Consider the following 16,183-nt stretch of genomic DNA (forward strand, 5'->3'; position numbering starts at 1 on the left):
CCACCTCGGGACCGAAGGAGCGCGACCCCCATGCAGCTCTCCGTGCTGTACCCCCTCCAACCGAGCGACCCTCGTCAGGTCCTCCCGTTCGCGACGCTCGCGGGGCAGTTCCCCGGCGCCCGCCTGTGGACCGGGCAGTCGCTGCTGATCGACGCCTATGCGCTCTTCGCGCACCTGGCCGGGGCAGGGACGCGCGTCCCGCTCGGCATCTCGGTCGGGCTGATGCCCCTGCGTCACCCGCTGGAGGCCGCCGTCCAGGCGCGCAGCCTGGCTGCCCTGACCGGCCGGCCGGTGGTGGCCGGCTTCGGCGTCGGTACCCCGCGCTTCGTCGCGGCACTGCGCGGAGCCCCCTACGAGAAGCCCGCCACGGCCGCGGCGGAGTACGCCACCGCCGTCCGGTCGGCCCTGGACGGCGGTCAGGGCGGGCTGCCGCCGCTGACCACGGCCCCGGTCGAGGTGGGTCTCGGGGTGCTGCGGCCACGGATGGCCCGCCTGGCCGCGGCTGCCGCCGACGTCGTCATCACCTGGCTGACCCCGGACCGGTACCTGCGCGAGCAGATCATCCCGGCCCTCGACGCCGGGACGCCCGAGGGCTCGGCCCGCCCACGGGTCGTCGCGATCGTGCCGATGGCGCTGCGCGCACCGGGGCGGGACGTGGCGCGGGTCGCCGAGCTGGGCTCGGCCCGCCATCTCGGCGCTCCGCACTACGCGGACATGCTCGCCCGCGCCGGCGTGCACTACCCGGCGGGCGACACCGCGGCGGGTGCCCGGGCGATCGTCGAGGCCGGCGCCTTCCTCACCGGGAGCGCCGAGGACGTCGTCGCCGCGCTCGAGGGGTACCGGGAGTGCGGGGTCGACGAGGTGGTCCTCAGCACGGCCGGGCTCATCGCCCAGGACGGCCCGGCTGTCGCCCTCGCCGAGCTGACCGAGGTCCTCGCCACCGCGACGGCCGGTGCCCAGACCGTGAGCAGGGCGTCGTGACGGCCGTCCCCGAGCCGCTGGGCATCGACCGGCTGCTGCTCGTCGGCACCGGCTCGCTCGGGGTCGCCCACCTCCCGTTCTGGGTGAACTGGCTGCGGATCGCCCACCCGGACGTCGAGCTCCGGATCGTGCTCACCCGGGCGGCCACCCGGTTCGTCGCCCCGCAGGCGCTCAGCCCGCTCATCGACCGGCCGGTCGAGATCGACGAGTGGCCCGACGAGGCCGTCGTCGCGGCCCCGCACGTCGAGCTGGCCGAGTGGGCCGACGCCGTCGTCGTCGACCCGGCGACCCTGCACTTCGTCTCCCGGCTCGCGCTCGGGGCCGCCGACACCCCGGTGCTGCTGGCCCTCCAGTGCACGCAGGCCCCGATCGCGGTCGCTCCCGCGCTGCCACCGGGTGCCCTGGCCAACCCGCTGGTCGTCGAGCACCTGGACCGGCTCCGCCGGCGTCCGAACGTCCTCGTCACCCCTGGCCGGCCGGGGCTCAGCGCCACGACCGGCCGGCGGGAGACCCACGCGCCGCCCCCGTTCTCCGACGTCGTCGCAGCGGTCGCGGGGCACCGCCGGGCGGCGGCCGCATGATGCTCGTCGCCGGACCGGCCCGCCCCGGCTGCCTGGTCGTCGAGCGGGCCACCGCCTTCGTGCGGCTCACCGTGCACTCCGACGGCGAGGGGTTCCGCTGGGGCCGCACCGCGGGCCCGGCCCGCCCGGGGTCGCTCAGCTGCGCGGACCCGGCGCTGCTGGCACTGCTGCCCGACACCACGGCCACCGGCGCGGTGCTCACCCTCCCGGAGGTCCGGCCGCCGGGGCTGGTCTTCCACACCCGCGGGAGCACCTCGCTGCTGGCCGCCGCATCCACCGGTGACGGCCCACGGGTCGTCACCGAGGCGCTGGCTGCGACCGGCCGCGCGCTGCGGGCGCTGCACGGGGTCGTGGTCCCGCACGGGACCCCGGGGGCGCCGCCGGCCGGCCCGGTGCGGTTGTCCCGCTGGCTGGCCGGGGCCGCGCAGACGCCGGCGGCCGGCAGGCTGCACGTCGAACTGTCCGCCCGGCTGGGGCCGTCGCGGGTGCGCTGGCTCCGGGAGTGGACCGACGCGGTCCTGCTGGGCGGCACGACCCTCGTCCACGGCGGCCCGAGCCTGGGCCAGATCGTGCCGCCGGACGACGGGGTCGGCCCGGTCGCGGTGCTGACCGGGGAGGACGTGACCGCCGGCCACCCCGGCGCCGACCTCGGCTGGCTGCTCGGTGAGCTCGTCGAGCTGGGCCGTGGTGGCAGGCGCAGCTGGGTCGGGCCTGCGGCCGGCGCCCTGGTCAGCGGCTACGGGGCCGGTGGCGCGGGGGAGCTGCCCGCGGGCACCGCGCGTGCCTGTGCCGTGCGGATGGCCACCCACCTGCACGACTACGCCGCCTACGTCGGCTGGCACGACGACCTGCCGGCTCGTCTGCACACCATCGCCGAGCTGGTCGACGACCCAGCCGCGGCTCTGGTGCGCGTCGTGGCCGGGACCCACGACCGCCAGGAGCAGCCATGACCGCACTCACCGATCCGACGCCGGTCCTGCGCGTACGGCCGGCCGACCTCACCGGTCACCCGGCGGTCGAGCAGCTCCTCGACCGCCTCGGGCTCGGCACCTTCGTCGGCCACGACCTGACCGCCCGACCCGGGCGGAACGAGAACTGGGCCGGCACCACCACGTCGGGCACCGCGGTGTTCGTCAAGCAGCTGAGCCAGGACCCCCTCGAGTCGGTCGGCCGGATCCGCCGGGCGATCTCCTTCGAGCAGCTGCTCGCGGGCTCGGCGCCCGGGCCGCTCCGGGCCCCGAGCTGCCTGGGGTGGGCGGACGGTCTGATGGTGTTCCGCCTCGTGGACGCCGGCCGTACCGGACTGGAGCTCGCGCTGGGTGAGGAGTTCGACGAGCGCCGGGCCGCCGAGGTGGGCGCGGCGATCGCCCACCTCCACTCCCTGGCGCCGGTGGTCGACCTGGACGAGACCGCGCCGCCGTTCCCGCCGTTCCACTGGCTCGACGGGTTGCCGTGGGCCGTCTACGGCACCGCGAGCGCGGGCCTGCTGGAGCTGTGGCGCACCATCCACGCCGACCCCCAGTTGCGCGCCGACCTCCGCGCCGTCGCTGTCCGGGATGCCGCGGCCCCGCGTGTCCCGGCGCACTGCGACCTGCGGCTGGACCAGCTGCTGTACGACTCGGACACGCTGCTCATCAGCGACTGGGAGGACTTCCGCCGGGCCGATCCGGCGCGGGACGTGGGGGCGTTCGCCGGGGAGTGGCTCTACCGCGCCGTGCTGGCGCTCCCGGCCTTCCGTGACCAGGAGGCGGCAGCCGACGGCGCCGGCCCGGCCGGCCTGATCGCCCACGGCGTCGCCGAGCTGGCCCGCGTCCGGCCGGTCGTCCACGCGTTCTGGGGCGCCTACGTCGCCGGCCGGCAGCCCGACCCCGAGCTGACGACCCGGGCGACCGCCCTCGCCGGCTGGCACCTCTTCGACCGGCTGATGGCCGCCGCCCCGGACTCCCCACGGCTCTCGGCCACCCAGCGGGCGGCGGCAGGGATCGGTCGCCTCCTGCTGCACCGCCCGGCCGACGCCGCGGCGCTGATCGGGCTGGGTGGCCGGTGATGACGAGCACGCTCGGGACCGTTCTCTCCCCGGCGCTGGCGAGGGCGTTGGACGAGGTCCACGTCGCGCCGGGTGGCCGCAGCGCCGTCGTCCACGGTGACGTGATCGAGGCGGACAGCCCACGCGCCCTGCGGGCGACGCTGTCGTCGACGCTGTACCGACGGCTGCACATGGGCCAGCCCCCCGCCGCTGCCCTGGGTGCCGGGGCCGACCGGCCGCGCAGCTCCCGCGACGCGCCCTTCGAGCGCGCGCTCTCGGCGGCCGTCCCGCACCGGCACACGGTGGTGCGCGGGCGGGTGCTCGCGGAGGTCGACGGCGGCGCCGTCGTCGCACTCCCGGACGCGGTCGTGCAGGTGCCGGCGAGCGCGCTGTCGGCCCCCGGCGTCCCCGGCGACGTGGTCGAGGTGCGCGTCCCCGCGGCGCGACCGGGACTGTCGCCGGGCTTCCTGCTCGTGCAGTCGACCGGACCGGCGAGGCCGCCGGGTGATGACGGTCTGCAGCGGGTCTACGTGCACGTGCCCGAGGCGGATCGGGCCGCCAGTGTCTGGGCGGAGGTGCTGTCGGTGCTCGCCGGGCACGGCGGCGGTCACCGCAGCAAGGTCGCGTCGTCGCCGCAGGCCTACCCGCGTCAGGACGCCATCGTCGTCTACAGCGGCTCGGCGGCAGAGATCGCCGGCCTGCTGGTCCGGCGGTTGGCCGGTCATCCCGGGACCGGTGCCTCGACCTCACCGTTCGCCGAGGCCGTCGGTCCGGGCGTCGCGGTCGCCAGCGAGCCGGCTGACGACCGGGCCGGTCGGCGCGGCCTCAGCTTCGGCGAGCACCGTTGCGGTCTGGTCGCCGACGCGCTGGTCGCCTGCGCCATGGGCGCCGGGAGGTGGGACGTCCACGGCGCCGTCGCCGCGGCGCTGGTCGCCGGCCGGGTGGACCCCTTGCGGCCCGCGTACAACCTGCCGCCCGCATGACCGCGGCGCTGCGGACCGTGCTGGGCAACGGCCTGCGTCTGCTGGTCGCCCACGAGCCGGAGCTCCCGGTCGCGGCCGTCTCGCTGCACGTCGGCGTCGGCTACCGGGACGAACCGGTGGGTCGCAGCGGTTTCGCCCACCTGTTCGAGCACCTGGTGTTCGCGCCACGGGCCGCCGGCGGGGTCGACCACATCCAGGCCGTGCAGGCGCTCGGCGGGAGCGCCAACGCCCACACCCGCCCGGACCACACCTGCTTCTACGAGACGGTGCCCCCGGCGGAGCTCGGCGCGGTGCTCGCCCTGGGTGCCGATCGGCTGCGTCCCCCGGAGGTGGACGGCCCGTACCTCCGCAGGGAGGTGGGCATCATCGAACGCGAGATCGCGCTGACGATCGGCGGCCGGCCGCACGGTGGGTTCCCCTGGCAGGTGCTGCCCCCGGCCGTGTACCGGGACTTCGCCAACGCCCACGACGGTTACGGCAGCACGGCCGACCTCGCCGCCGCGACGCCGGAGGAGTGCCGGGCCTTCGCCGCGCGCCACTACGTGCCGGCCAACGCGGTGCTCACCGTGCTGGGCCCGGTGCCCCCCGAGCAGGTGCTGGACGTGGTGAGGGAGGCCTGGGAGCCGATCCCGGCGGGCGTGGCCCACCCGCGGCCCGCGCTCGACGACACGTTGACCGGGAGCACGTCCCACACCGTGCGCCGCCCCGGTCTCGACCAGCCCGCCGTCGCACTCGGTCTCCGGCTGCCCGACGCGGCGGTCGCCCGCGCGGAGCACCTGGCCCACGTGGCCCTCGTCGCGCTGCTCGACGGTCCCGACGGGTTGCTGGCGCAGGCCCTGCGCCGCGCGGGCGTCCGCGGAGTGGGGTCGCGGGCGCACTGCGGGCTGTTCGGGTCGCCGTTGCAGGCGCGCCATCCCGACACCGTCGTGCTCTCCGCCCGGCACGGTCCCGACCAGTCCGGCGCCGCGGTCGCGGCGGTGCTGCACGGCGCGCTCGTCGGTGCGTCGACCGGCCGGCTGCGGCCGGCTGCGCTCCGCGCCGCCGTCGCCCGCGTCGCCACCGCGACGGCGGTGCACCTCGACCAGCCCGCGGTGCGATGCGCCAGTCTCGGGCTCGGCGAGCTCCTGCACCGCGAGCCCGGGCTCCTCGTCGAGCTGCCCCGACTGCTCACTGCCGTGCCGCTGGACGCGGTCGTGGCGGCGAGCGAAGAGCTGGCGGCGCAACAGCCGCACCGCGTCGAGCTGGTCGGCGACCTGCCGGCGGTGCGGGCATCGTGAACGTCGACGACGTCGTCCTCCCCACCGGGCTGCGGGTCCAGGTGGTGCGGCGTCCGTCCGTGCCGGTGGTCCGGGCCCGTCTGCAGCTGCCCCGGTGCAGCCGGACCCCGATCGACACCGCGGCGACGGAGCTGCTGGCGGCCGAGGTCGCCGTCGCCCGCACGCCCTGCGCTCGCCGGGTCCGGCGGGCCGGCGGGCAGGTCGTGGCCTGGGTGACCGCCGAACGGCTCAGCGTCGACGGCCACGCGCCGGCGCACGCGCTGACCGACCTGCTGGCCCGGGTCGCGGAGGTGGCCCGGCCGGGGACGGCGCCGAGCGGGCTCGGCCAGGTGCGCGACGAGCTCGCCCGCCGGCTCGCCCGCGCTCCGCGTGACCCGAGCGCCGCAGCCGCGGACGCCCTGAACCGACTGAGGTTCGACGACCACCCCGCGCTGCGGCCTCCCGACGCCGGTGCGCTGGCCCGCCTCCGGCCCGGCGATGTCGAGGCGGCGGCCCGGGGGCTGCTCCGGCCGGGGGGTGCGGTCCTGGTCGTCGTCGGCGACCTGGACCCGGCCGAGGCCGTGGAGCGGGTCCGTGCCGCGTTCGGGGACTGGCGTGCCGACGGTCCCGCGCAGCAGCTCGCGCTGCCCCCGGCGAGGGAGTCCGAGCAGGGGCTGCACCTGGTGGGGGAGGACTCGGCGCTGCTGCGGCTGGTCACCGGTGCGCCCGGTCGTGACGATCCGGCGGAGGGCGCGTTCCAGCTGGCCACCCTGGTGCTCGGTGGCTTCTTCAGCTCCCGGCTGGTGCGCAGGCTGCGCCACCGGTCCGGGATGGCCTACTCGGTGCACGCCGGACCCGACGCCCTGGCCGCGACGCGCAGCGTCACCCTGGACGTCCGGGTGCGCGCCGCGGACGTGCCCGCGGCCATGCGGGCCGTCCGCGATGAGCTGTCCCGCTTCGCCGCGGGCGGCCCGGCGCCCACGGAGCTCGCCGCCGCCCGCCGCTACGCCCTGGGCCAGTTCGCGGCCGCGGGTGCCACCCAGGCCGCACTGGTGGAGGGCCTGGCGGTGCTGGCCACCCAGCAGCTGGACACCGGCTGGCCCGACCGGCACGCCGAGCGTCTCGAGACCGCGACGGCGGATCAGGTGGCCGCGGCCGCACACCGGATCGGGACAGCGACCTGGAGTCACGCCCTGGTCGGTGGGCGACCGGGCAGCCACGTGGAGGGGGCAGCATGATCAAGCTCGAGGGCGACTACGGGACGACGCACCGGGGGATCTACGACGTCCTCTACCCGCACGGCCCCGACGTCGAGGACGCGGCCGACGCCATCGCGGCGATGTGCCCGCCGGACGGGCGGGTGCTGGAGCTCGGCATCGGCCACGGGAGGCTGGCCATCCCGCTGGCCGAACGAGGTGTGCGGGTGCACGGCCTGGACGCCTCACCGGCGATGCTGGCGTGGCTGCGCGAGCGGGACCCCGACGGGCGCATCACCACCGAGCTGGGTGACTTCACCACGACGGTGGCTGGTGAGGGGTTCGCCGTCGTCGCCATCGTGATGAACACCCTGTTCGCGGTGTCGTCGGCGGACGGGCAGATCGAGTGCCTGCGGCGGATGGCCGAGCAGGTCGACGAGGGGGGAGTGGTGCTCGTCGAGGCCTTCGACCCCACGCCGTACCACGGTCAGGTCGGGGCGACCAACGACCTGGTGCACCTGCCGGACGGGATCCTGGTGAACACGACGCAGATCGACCCGGCGCGTCAGTTGATGCTGGTCATCCGGACCCTGATGGACGACAACGGGATGGCCAAGGCCCGTGAGCTGGTGCGGTACACCTGGCCCTCGGAGCTGGACCTGATGGCCCGCATGGCCGGGCTGGAGCTCGTCTCGCGCAGCGCGGGCTGGTCGGGGGAGCCGTTCACGGTGGGCTGCCCCCGACACGTCACGACCTATCGCCGAGTGCGCTGAGCGGCGCGCGGGGGACCGTGCGGTCAGTCGTCGTCCGGGTCCTCCGCCGTCCAGGCGCAGAGGAACGACGGCACGCACGCCGCGCCGACGACCAGGCTCAGCATCAGGGACCCTCCCCGGGCGAGCAGCTCCGGATCTCCCTGCACGGCGAGGAGGTAGACCGCGCCGGCGAAGCCGGCCGCCAGGGCACACACGTACCCGACCCGGCTGAGTCGCCAGCGGATCTCGTTCTCCAGCTCGTCCAGTCGCTCAGGGGTCCCGTTGGCGACGTCACCCGTGGCGATCCGGGCACCCGCCCACAGCACGGCGACCGCGACCAGCGACAGCAGCCAGGCCCAGTTGCCCTCCGCGTTGTCGGTGAGGGCAGCCAGGCCCACGAGCAGGAGCCAGCAGAGGGCGGCGAGCACGGTCAGGGCACGCCGTGCGGGGCGGGAGCGCCACCAGGTCACCGTGGACACAGCCGGGTGCGTCTCGCTCATCGTCGTCCCCCCCGGCCACGCAGGAGCTGCATCATCCCGGTCACGACTCCGTCCTCTGCGACTCGTCGGTGCGCCGCTCGTAGACCGATGCGGACATCGGCGCGAACGGCTCCCGGCTGAACATGGCCTCCACCGGCAGCCCGAACACCGCACAGATCCGGAAGGCGAGGTCGAGGCTCGGGTAGTGGTCCCCCCGCTCGAGGGCGCCGATCGTCTGCGGGTTGACCTCGACCTTCTCCGCGAGCTCTGCCCGGGACATGTTGTACTCCGCCCGCAGCACGCGGAGGCGGTTGTACATCGGCAGCTCGCGCCCCCGTCGGACCGGACTCATCCCGGCATCCTCTCACCGCTGGTCGGCGTGTCCGTGACACCGTCACCTCCCGGCTCGCCTCGCACGCCCGCGTCCTCCCGCACACCTACAGCCAGCCGCGCGCCACGGCCTGCACCCCGGCCTGGAACCGGCTCTGGATGCCGAGGGAGTCCATCACCTCGGCGACGTACCGGCGGTAGGTCCGCACCGAGACCGCCATCTCCTTCGCGGCGGTCTCGTCGGTGACGCCCCGGTTCATCAGCTCCAGCACCTGGCGGTGGCGGCGCGGGCAGGGGGTGGACTCGTCGGCTCGCACGTCGCCGAAGCTGCGGGACCGCTGCCACAGGCTGCTGAACAGTCCGCACAGCTCGGCGATGACGCGGCACTCACGCACCACGACCACCTCCGACGTCTCGAGCCGGGGGTCGCTCCCGAGCAGCGCCACGCGCCGGTCGATGACGGCCAGCCAGTGCGGCACCCGGGTGATCACGCCGACCCGGGCCCCCGCGTCGAGGCGCAGCCTGACCTCCGCCGCCGTCTCGGGGTCGGCGGCCCAGCCGGGTTCGCAGAGGACGCGGGTGGTCACGCTCCGCCGCAGCAGTTCCAGGTGCTGGGACCGGGTCCGCTGCATGGCAGCGGCTCCCCGGCCGTCGTCGGGGAACATGCCGATGACCTCGCGGTCGGCGGCCCCGGCGAGCTCGTCGAACAACTCGGGTGCCTCCCGGGGCGGCCGCGGGCGGTGTCCCTCCGAGGGGGCGACGACCTCGTCGACGAAGGACTCCAGGAACGACCTGCTCCCCGCGGGGGACCCGGTGTCCGGCGGGCGACGCCCCGACGGGCGAGGTGTCCTGGTGCTGCGCTGTTCGAGTCGCCCGTTCCCCACGCCTGACCCCCTGCTCGGGACACTCCCAGGTGCCCGTGGCGGAGCCGCTCGCCGGCTCCACACGTCCTGATCGCCCGTGGAGCAGGCGTGCCCCTGGGCGGGCCGGACCCGGGTGCACCGGTCACTGCCGGTCCTCGGCGTGGTCGCTCGAGAACCGACGTGACGCGGCCGACCGGCCCCGGGCATGACCCGACCGTAGTCCGGGATCTGCTGTGCAAGCAACACTTGTTGACGTACTGGTCCAACAGGTCAATAGGTAGAAGCAACAGTGCACCAAGACTGTGCAATCCCGTTTCGGGCGGGCTGCGGGCTGCGGGATGACGCCCCGACCGCCCCGGCCGGCCGGAGGAGCGGCAGCCTGCTGTACCCGAGGTCGGCAGCCGAGGGGATCGGCGCGAGGCCGCCGCGTGCCCAGGATCAGGAGTGACTCGACGAGCCACGACCTGAGGAGCCCCCGTGCCCGATCCCTACGCCCTGCGCAACGACCCCACGACCGGCGCCCCCGCCCCCAGTGAGCCGACGGCACACCGCGCCGATCCGGTGCGCGCGCTGCTCTGGGCGCTGCTGGTGCTCAGCGTCGCCGCCAACACGATCACCTCCTTCGGCGTCGTGCCGCTGGCGGTCAGCATCGGTCTCGGCGTGGTCACCGCCGCCACCGGCATCACGCTGATCAGCCTGCACGTCCGCGGCCGATGAGCACCACGCTCGCGCCGGCGGCCACCGACACCGCCGCCGTCGCGCTCCGGCACGTCACCAAGACCCACGCGAACAGCGTCCGGGCCCTGGACGACGTCAGCCTGGAGGTGCCGCCCGGCACCTTCCTCGCCGTCATGGGGCCGTCGGGCTCGGGCAAGAGCACGCTGCTGCACTGCGCCGCCGGGCTGGACACACCCACCAGCGGCGAGGTGCTGCTGGCCGGCACCGAGATCGGCCGGCTCGACGAGACCCGCCGCACCGAGCTGCGCCGCGACCGGATCGGCTTCGTCTTCCAGGCCTACAACCTGCTGCCCGCACTCACCGTCGCCGACAACATCACCCTGCCGCTGCGCCTGGCCGGCCGGTCGCTGGACGCCGACTGGGTGCAGCACCTCGTCGAGCGGGTCGGGCTCACCGGCCGGCTCGGGCACCGCCCGGCCGAGCTCTCCGGCGGCCAGCAGCAGCGCGCGGCGATCGCCCGGGCGCTGGTCGCCCGGCCCGCCGTCGTCTTCGCCGACGAGCCCACCGGCGCCCTGGACCTGCACAGCGCCGCCGAGGTGCTCGACCTGCTGCGCGAGCTGGTCGACGAGCTGGGGCAGACGGTCGTGATGGTCACCCACGACCCGGCCGCGGCCGCCCGCGCGCACCGCGCCGTGGTGATGGCCGACGGCCGGGTGGTCGACACCCTCGAGCGGCCCGCCGCGGCCGACCTCGCCGCCCGCCTCGTCGCGCTGCGGGAGGGCTGAGCCGTGCTCTCCCTCGCCGTCGCGATGGCCCGCCGCCGGCTGACCGCGCTGATCGCCGTGCTGTGCGCGGTGCTCGGTGGCGCGGCCATCGTCACCGGCACCGGCGTGCTGGCCGAGTCCGGGCTGCGCTCGCACCTGCCGGCCGGCCGGCTGGCCGGCGCCGACGTGCTGGTCTCCGCCGACCAGACGGTGCGCCCCAGCGGTGACCTGCCGGTCGCCCTGCCCGAGCGCGCGCCCGTGCCGGCCGGCCTGGTCGGCGAGCTCACCCAGTTGCCCGGCGTGGACGCCGCGGTCGCCGACGTCAGCTTCCCGGCCGCGCTGGTCACCGACGGCGGGGACGTCGTCGAGACCGCCGACCCGCGCACCGCCGGGCACGGCTGGTCCTCCACCGGGCTGCTCGCCGACCGGCAGGTGCGCGGCACCCCACCGCAGGCCCCCGGCGAGGTCGCCGTCGACGCCGCGCTGGCCGAGGCCGCCGGGCTGCTCCCCGGGGACGACGTGCAAGTGGTCGTCGCCGGCGAACCCGGCGTGCACCGGGTCACCGCCGTGGTCGGCACGCCGGGCGCGGGCATCCTGCTCGCCGACGACGTCGCCGCGGACGTGCACGGCTCCGTCGACCTGATCGGGCTGCGGGTCAGCACCGACCCGGACGCTGTCGCCGAGGCCGCCCGCCCGCTGCTGCCCGCCGGGGTGGTCGTCAGCACCGGCGACGACCGCGGCGACGTGGCGCTGCCCGGGGCGACCGCCGCCCGGTCGATGCTGGTCGTGCTCGCCGGCTCGCTGGCCGGGGTGCCGCTGCTCGTCGTCGGCTTCCTGATCGCCGGGGCGCTGTCGGTCTCCATCGGCGGCCAGCGCCGCGAGCTCGCCCTGCTGCGCGCGGTCGGCACCACCCCGCGGCAGCTGCGCCGGCTGGTCGCCGCCCAGGCCAGCGTGGTCGCCGCGGTCGCGCTGGTGCCCGGCATCGCGCTGGGCTACCTGCTGGCCGGGCAGTTCCGCCGGCTGCTGGTGCACATCGGGATGCTGCCCGACGCCCTGCCGCTGAGCATCGGCCCGCTGCCGGCGCTGGCCGCCGCCGTCCTGCTGCTCCTGGTCGTGCAGGTCGCCGCCCGCTCGGCCGCCTGGCGCACCTCGCGGGAGCCGGTCACCAGCGTGCTGGGCGAGGCCCGGACCGGGCCCCGCACGCCGTCCCGCGGGCGGTACCGCGCCGGGTTGCTGCTGCTGGTCGCCGCCGTCCCGCTGTCGGTGCCGCCGCTGCTGCTGCCCTCGGCGATCGGCGCCGCGGGCACCTCGCTGGCCGGCATCGTCGCCGCGATCGGCCTCGCCCTGGCCGGCCCGACGCTGCTCCGCCGGGTCAGCGGCCGGCTGGCCGCCCGGCTGCCGGCCCGCGTCTCGGCGCCGTCCTGGCTGGCGGTGGCCAACCTGCACGGCTACGCGCTGCGCTCGGCCGGGGCGATCACCACCCTGGCGATGGCCCTGGTGTTCGTGCTCACCTACGCCTACGCGCAGACGACGGTCGCCGACGCGACGGCGGAGCAGACCCGGGCCGGCACGCTCGCCGACGTCACGATCACCGCCGACGGGCTCGGTGGCGTGCCGGCCGGCCTGCTCGACGAGGTGCGGGCCACCCCCGGCGTGCAGGCCGTCGCACCGATCGGCTCGACCACCGTGCTGTGGTCGGAGCGGGTGCTGGGGGAGGAGGAGGTCACCGCCGAGCCGGCCCTGGTGCTCACCCCGGCCGCCGCCGACGTCCTCGACCCGGGCGTCACCGACGGCGACCTGGCCGACCTGTCCGGGGCCACCGTCGCCGTCGCCCGGGACGTGCCGGTCGGCAGCTCCGTGCAGCTGGTGCTCGGGGACGGCGCGCAGGTCGAGGCCCGGGTGGTGGCGCGCTACGACCGCGGCCTGGGCTTCGGGTCGGTGGCCCTCTCCGCCGACCTGGCCGCCGGGCACACCACCACCGGCCTCGCCCAGCGGCTGCTGGTGCGCACCGACGGCAGCGCCGCCGCCGGCCGGGCGCTGGGCGACCTGGTCGCCGACCGGCCCGGGGTGACCGTGTCCGGCGACGGCCCGCTCGGCGACCGCCCCGCCGCACCGCCGGAGACGTGGGTGAACCTCGCCGTCCTCGGGGTGCTGCTGGGCTACCTGCTGCTGGGCATCGCCAACGCCCTGGTCGCGGCCACCGCGCAGCGGCGCGAGGAGATCGCCACGCTGCGGCTGACCGGCACCACCCCGCGCCAGGTGCGCACCATGATGCGGCGGGAGGCCGGCCTGGTGTCCGCCGCCGCGATCGTCGCCGGGGTGCTGGTCTCGGCGCTGCCGCTGGCCCTGCTGGGCATCGGCTTCCAGGACCGGCCGTGGCCCTCGGGCCCGCTGTGGCTGCTGCCGGTGGCCGCGCTGGTGGTCACCGGGATCGCGTACGCGGCGATCGAGCTGCCCACCCGGGCGGCGCTGCGGGTGCCACCGGCGGAGGCGCTGATCCGGGCCACCTGACCGGCACGGGGGCGTCGGGCCGCAACGCCCCCGTGCCGGTGCTGCTCGCGGAAGCGGATGGTCGCGGGCGGTCACTGCCCGAGGTCGCGGTTCTGACTGTGTTCGCTCAGCTGCAGGTCGTCGGCGTCCGCAGCGGGACCGGGGTGCGTGGCCGCGGTGCTGCGGGCCCAGCACAGCCGGCACAGGTGCGTGGGCTCCGGCGGCAGCAGCGGGCGCCCGCCCAGGGGGCGCACCTCCACCCAGCCGACGGCGTCGGCGGCATCAGCCACCTCCGCGCACTGGTCGCAGCGGTACTGCGCGGTCATGCGTCCGGGCCTCCTGGGGCGAGGAACACCGTCGGTCCTCGACGGCTCCCACCCTGCCCGCCGCGCGCCGCGGTCGCAGAACGGATCAGGCCAGTGGCAGGCAGTCGCGCAGCTCCGCCTCGAACCACTCGGCGTCCAGCTCCTCGACCTCGTGCAGTTCCAGCTCGGCGAGCAGGGCGAAGGCGGTCTCGATGTCCATGGCCAGGACTCTCCGGCGGCTTCCGCGCGACCGGCTCCAGCCAACCGCAAGAGAACCGCAGATCAGCCGCCGCGGTTGACCTCGGCCTGCACCACGCCCAGCAGCGCCGTCCGCAGCGTCTGGTCGGCGTGGTCGCCGCGGGCAAGGGCCTCCTGGGCAGGGCCGGGGAGGCTGCCCACCTGGACGTCGTCCAGCCAGACGGTGTCCCCACCGACCTGCCGGCCGAGCTTGAGCGCGTCCCCCTCGCGCTGCACCTGGTACTCCTCGCCACCGAGCTCGATCGTCGTCGATTCGCTCATGCGGCAGCCCCTACCCTGGTCGGACGCCGGCCTACACGCCGGCTGCCCGTGCGGCCCTCACCCTTTCCGGTCGAACTGGGCCGGCGGGGGTACAGCTGTGCCGGCTGCGGTCGATGCAGTCAGCGACACGGGGTGCCGGACGGGCCTCTCGGAGGCTCCAACCAGGGGGTGGACGTGCCGCGAGCAACCGGTGGACCGCAGCTGCCGCACGACGTCCGCCGCCGGGTGGACACCGACCACGCGGACGCCGAGCACGCCGACGCCGGCCTGGTGACCGGGGTGCTGGACGCGCTGCCCTCACCGACGGTGCTCATCGACCCCGACGGCACGATGCTGCTGGTCAACGGCGCCTGGCGGGCGGCCGGCGACCTGCTGGACGACGACCGGCTGCGGGTCGGCGTGGGCGGCAACTACTTCTCGGTGATGCTCAGCCTGTCCGACGACGCGGTGAACCAGCAGCGGATCGCCCGGCTGCGGGAGCTGTCCCGCGGCGAGCGGGACCTGGTCTCCGCCGACTACGCGCTGCCCACCGCCTCCGGGGTGCGCTGGTACCACCTGCAGGCCTCCCGGGCCGACGAGTCCGGCCGGGTCGTGGTCACCCACACCGACGTGACCTCACGGGTCGCGGCCGAACGCGCCTCGGCCTGGCAGGCCCGGCACGACCACCTCACCGAGCTGCCGAACCGGGCGCACCTGCACCACCTGATCGACGCCGAGCTGGCCCGGGCCGACCGCGGGCCGGTGGCGGTGCTGTTCCTGGACGTCGACGGCTTCAAGGACGTCAACGACACCCTCGGCCACGAGGTCGGCGACCACCTGCTGCGCGAGCTGGCCACCCGGCTGACCAGCCGCACCCGCGTCCAGGACACGGTGGGCCGGCTGGGCGGAGACGAGTTCGTCGTGCTGTGCCGCGACTGCGACGTCGAGGGGGCGCTCGCCCTGGCCGAGCGGTTCCAGTCGACCTTCGACGAGCCCTTCCAGCTCGGCGAGCGGGCCACCCGGCTCACCGTCAGCATCGGGGTCGCCGCCGCCGCCGCGGGCACCCGGCTGCGCTCCACCGACCTCGTGCGGGACGCCGACCTGGCGATGTACGCGGCCAAGGGCGCCGGTCGCAACCGGGTGCGGGTGTTCAGCCCCGACCTGCGCTCGGCGGTCGAGCAGAAGGTGCTGGTGGCCGCCGAGCTGCGCGACGCGATCGAGGCCGGCCAGCTGGTGCTGCACTACCAGCCGGTCCTGCACCTGCCCAGCGGCCAGGTCCTGGGCGCCGAGGCGCTGGTGCGCTGGCAGCACCCCGAGCGCGGTCTGCTGATGCCGTGTGACTTCATCCCGCTGGCCGAGCAGAACGGTGTCGTCGTCCCGCTCACCCGCTGGGTGCTCGGCGAGGCCGCGCGGCAGACCGCCGCCTGGGAGCGCGACGGGCTGATCCTGGTGACCGGGGTGAACATCAGCGCGGCGCACTTCGGCACCGGCACGCTCGTCGCCGACGTCCACGACGCGCTGGAGGCCGCCGGCCTGGCGCCGGACCGGCTGATCCTGGAGCTCACCGAGACCAGCGTCGCCGAGGACCCGCTGCGGGCCGCCGCCCAGTTCGCCCAGCTGCGCATCTCCGGCGTCGAGGTGTCCATCGACGACTTCGGCAGCGGCTTCTCCTCGCTCAGCCAGCTGGTGTCCATCCCGGCCGGGGTGCTCAAGCTCGACCGCAGCCTCATCGCGACCACGGCTACCCGGCGCAGCGAGTCGGCCGCGGCGATCGCCGCGGTCGTCGGGCTGGCCACCGCCTGCGGCATGCGGAGCCTGGCCGAGGGCGTGGAGACCGACGACCAGCTGGAGCTGGTGACCGAGCTGGGCTGCACCTACGCCCAGGGCTTCCACATCGCCCGGCCGATGCCGCCGGCGGAGCTGGCCGGCTGGCTGGCCGAGCGCGCCGGCGGGCGGCCCCCGGCCCCCGTGCAGCTGCAGACCGTCTGACCCGGCCGGCGG

General features: G+C 76.1%; 17 protein-coding genes. 12 read left to right on the forward strand and 5 right to left on the reverse strand.

Annotated elements, in window-relative coordinates; genetic code table 11:
• Positions 1–30 precede the first annotated feature (30 nt).
• Genes Q1A09_RS09930 through Q1A09_RS09965 form a run of 8 tightly spaced genes read left to right on the forward strand, consistent with a single transcriptional unit; the run spans position 31 to position 7,796 of the window.
• On the forward strand, positions 31–981 hold the full coding sequence (locus Q1A09_RS09930) for an LLM class flavin-dependent oxidoreductase (RefSeq protein WP_299954155.1): 951 nt from the start codon (positions 31–33) through the stop codon (positions 979–981).
• Positions 978–1,562 (forward strand): flavoprotein, encoded by a 585-nt coding sequence (locus tag Q1A09_RS09935; protein ID WP_299954157.1) that lies wholly within the window; start codon positions 978–980, stop codon positions 1,560–1,562. Before Q1A09_RS09930 ends, Q1A09_RS09935 begins: the two co-directional genes overlap by 4 nt.
• Positions 1,559–2,512, forward strand: coding sequence for a phosphotransferase family protein (locus tag Q1A09_RS09940; RefSeq protein WP_299954159.1), 954 nt, complete (start codon positions 1,559–1,561; stop codon positions 2,510–2,512). Before Q1A09_RS09935 ends, Q1A09_RS09940 begins: the two co-directional genes overlap by 4 nt.
• A complete protein-coding gene (gene lxmK / locus Q1A09_RS09945; RefSeq protein ID WP_299954161.1) occupies positions 2,509–3,609 on the forward strand; it encodes a class V lanthionine synthetase subunit LxmK in 1,101 nt (366 codons plus the stop codon). The genes Q1A09_RS09940 and lxmK overlap by 4 nt, the downstream gene beginning before the upstream one ends.
• Positions 3,609–4,571: a T3SS effector HopA1 family protein gene (locus Q1A09_RS09950; RefSeq protein ID WP_299954164.1), complete on the forward strand. Its 963-nt coding sequence runs from the start codon at positions 3,609–3,611 to the stop codon at positions 4,569–4,571. Before lxmK ends, Q1A09_RS09950 begins: the two co-directional genes overlap by 1 nt.
• Entirely contained in the window at positions 4,568–5,848 is a 1,281-nt protein-coding gene (locus Q1A09_RS09955) for a pitrilysin family protein (protein WP_299954165.1), read from the forward strand. Before Q1A09_RS09950 ends, Q1A09_RS09955 begins: the two co-directional genes overlap by 4 nt.
• On the forward strand, positions 5,845–7,065 hold the full coding sequence (locus Q1A09_RS09960; RefSeq protein WP_299954167.1) for a pitrilysin family protein: 1,221 nt from the start codon (positions 5,845–5,847) through the stop codon (positions 7,063–7,065). The genes Q1A09_RS09955 and Q1A09_RS09960 overlap by 4 nt, the downstream gene beginning before the upstream one ends.
• A complete protein-coding gene (locus Q1A09_RS09965) occupies positions 7,062–7,796 on the forward strand; it encodes a bifunctional 2-polyprenyl-6-hydroxyphenol methylase/3-demethylubiquinol 3-O-methyltransferase UbiG (RefSeq protein ID WP_299954169.1) in 735 nt (244 codons plus the stop codon). The genes Q1A09_RS09960 and Q1A09_RS09965 overlap by 4 nt, the downstream gene beginning before the upstream one ends.
• A gap of 23 nt (positions 7,797–7,819) precedes the next feature.
• Here the strand turns inward: Q1A09_RS09965 and Q1A09_RS09970 are convergent, their stop codons facing one another.
• The 3 genes from Q1A09_RS09970 to Q1A09_RS09980 all read right to left on the reverse strand — a co-directional run bounded on the left by Q1A09_RS09970 (position 7,820) and on the right by Q1A09_RS09980 (position 9,294).
• Positions 7,820–8,275 carry a hypothetical protein gene (locus tag Q1A09_RS09970; protein ID WP_299954172.1) on the reverse strand — a complete coding sequence of 152 codons (456 nt, stop codon included), beginning with the start codon at positions 8,273–8,275 and terminating at the stop codon, positions 7,820–7,822.
• A 40-nt stretch (positions 8,276–8,315) separates the two neighbouring features.
• Positions 8,316–8,579 carry a helix-turn-helix transcriptional regulator gene (locus tag Q1A09_RS09975; protein ID WP_366139771.1) on the reverse strand — a complete coding sequence of 88 codons (264 nt, stop codon included), beginning with the start codon at positions 8,577–8,579 and terminating at the stop codon, positions 8,316–8,318.
• Between the two features lie 112 nt (positions 8,580–8,691).
• Complete coding sequence (locus Q1A09_RS09980) at positions 8,692–9,294, reverse strand: hypothetical protein (protein ID WP_299954176.1); 603 nt, start codon at positions 9,292–9,294, stop codon at positions 8,692–8,694.
• A 630-nt stretch (positions 9,295–9,924) separates the two neighbouring features.
• On the opposite strand from Q1A09_RS09980, the gene Q1A09_RS09985 reads away from it, so the two are divergent.
• The 3 genes from Q1A09_RS09985 to Q1A09_RS09995 are packed head-to-tail and all read left to right on the forward strand — an operon-like array spanning position 9,925 to position 13,400.
• Complete coding sequence (locus Q1A09_RS09985) at positions 9,925–10,164, forward strand: hypothetical protein (protein WP_299954178.1); 240 nt, start codon at positions 9,925–9,927, stop codon at positions 10,162–10,164.
• Positions 10,161–10,910, forward strand: coding sequence for an ABC transporter ATP-binding protein (locus Q1A09_RS09990; RefSeq protein ID WP_299954180.1), 750 nt, complete (start codon positions 10,161–10,163; stop codon positions 10,908–10,910). The genes Q1A09_RS09985 and Q1A09_RS09990 overlap by 4 nt, the downstream gene beginning before the upstream one ends.
• Positions 10,911–10,913: 3 nt before the next feature.
• A complete protein-coding gene (locus Q1A09_RS09995) occupies positions 10,914–13,400 on the forward strand; it encodes an FtsX-like permease family protein (protein ID WP_299954182.1) in 2,487 nt (828 codons plus the stop codon).
• A 71-nt stretch (positions 13,401–13,471) separates the two neighbouring features.
• Here the strand turns inward: Q1A09_RS09995 and Q1A09_RS10000 are convergent, their stop codons facing one another.
• Positions 13,472–13,705, reverse strand: coding sequence for a hypothetical protein (locus Q1A09_RS10000; RefSeq protein ID WP_299954184.1), 234 nt, complete (start codon positions 13,703–13,705; stop codon positions 13,472–13,474).
• Positions 13,706–13,966: 261 nt separating this feature from the next.
• The gene (locus Q1A09_RS10005; RefSeq protein ID WP_299954186.1) at positions 13,967–14,203 is read right to left on the reverse strand and encodes a hypothetical protein; all 237 of its coding nucleotides are present in this window, start codon (positions 14,201–14,203) and stop codon (positions 13,967–13,969) included.
• A 174-nt stretch (positions 14,204–14,377) separates the two neighbouring features.
• Between Q1A09_RS10005 and Q1A09_RS10010 the strand changes: the two genes are divergently transcribed.
• Positions 14,378–16,171: a bifunctional diguanylate cyclase/phosphodiesterase gene (locus tag Q1A09_RS10010; protein WP_299954189.1), complete on the forward strand. Its 1,794-nt coding sequence runs from the start codon at positions 14,378–14,380 to the stop codon at positions 16,169–16,171.
• The last annotated feature ends 12 nt before the right edge of the window (positions 16,172–16,183 follow it).

The organism is uncultured Modestobacter sp., assembly GCF_947486615.1.
Taxonomy (GTDB): domain Bacteria; phylum Actinomycetota; class Actinomycetes; order Mycobacteriales; family Geodermatophilaceae; genus Modestobacter.

Excerpts from the sequence above, each read along its gene's own strand:
- Q1A09_RS09930 (WP_299954155.1), top strand. The coding sequence starts at position 31 with ATGCAGCTCTCCGTGCTGTACCCCCTCCAACCGAGCGACCCTCGTCAG.
- Q1A09_RS09940 (WP_299954159.1), top strand. The coding sequence starts at position 1,559 with ATGATGCTCGTCGCCGGACCGGCCCGCCCCGGCTGCCTGGTCGTCGAG.
- lxmK (WP_299954161.1), top strand. The coding sequence starts at position 2,509 with ATGACCGCACTCACCGATCCGACGCCGGTCCTGCGCGTACGGCCGGCC.
- Q1A09_RS09950 (WP_299954164.1), top strand. The coding sequence starts at position 3,609 with ATGACGAGCACGCTCGGGACCGTTCTCTCCCCGGCGCTGGCGAGGGCG.
- Q1A09_RS09955 (WP_299954165.1), top strand. The coding sequence starts at position 4,568 with ATGACCGCGGCGCTGCGGACCGTGCTGGGCAACGGCCTGCGTCTGCTG.
- Q1A09_RS09965 (WP_299954169.1), top strand. The coding sequence starts at position 7,062 with ATGATCAAGCTCGAGGGCGACTACGGGACGACGCACCGGGGGATCTAC.
- Q1A09_RS09970 (WP_299954172.1), bottom strand. The coding sequence starts at position 8,275 with ATGAGCGAGACGCACCCGGCTGTGTCCACGGTGACCTGGTGGCGCTCC.
- Q1A09_RS09990 (WP_299954180.1), top strand. The coding sequence starts at position 10,161 with ATGAGCACCACGCTCGCGCCGGCGGCCACCGACACCGCCGCCGTCGCG.
- Q1A09_RS10000 (WP_299954184.1), bottom strand. The coding sequence starts at position 13,705 with ATGACCGCGCAGTACCGCTGCGACCAGTGCGCGGAGGTGGCTGATGCC.
- Q1A09_RS10005 (WP_299954186.1), bottom strand. The coding sequence starts at position 14,203 with ATGAGCGAATCGACGACGATCGAGCTCGGTGGCGAGGAGTACCAGGTG.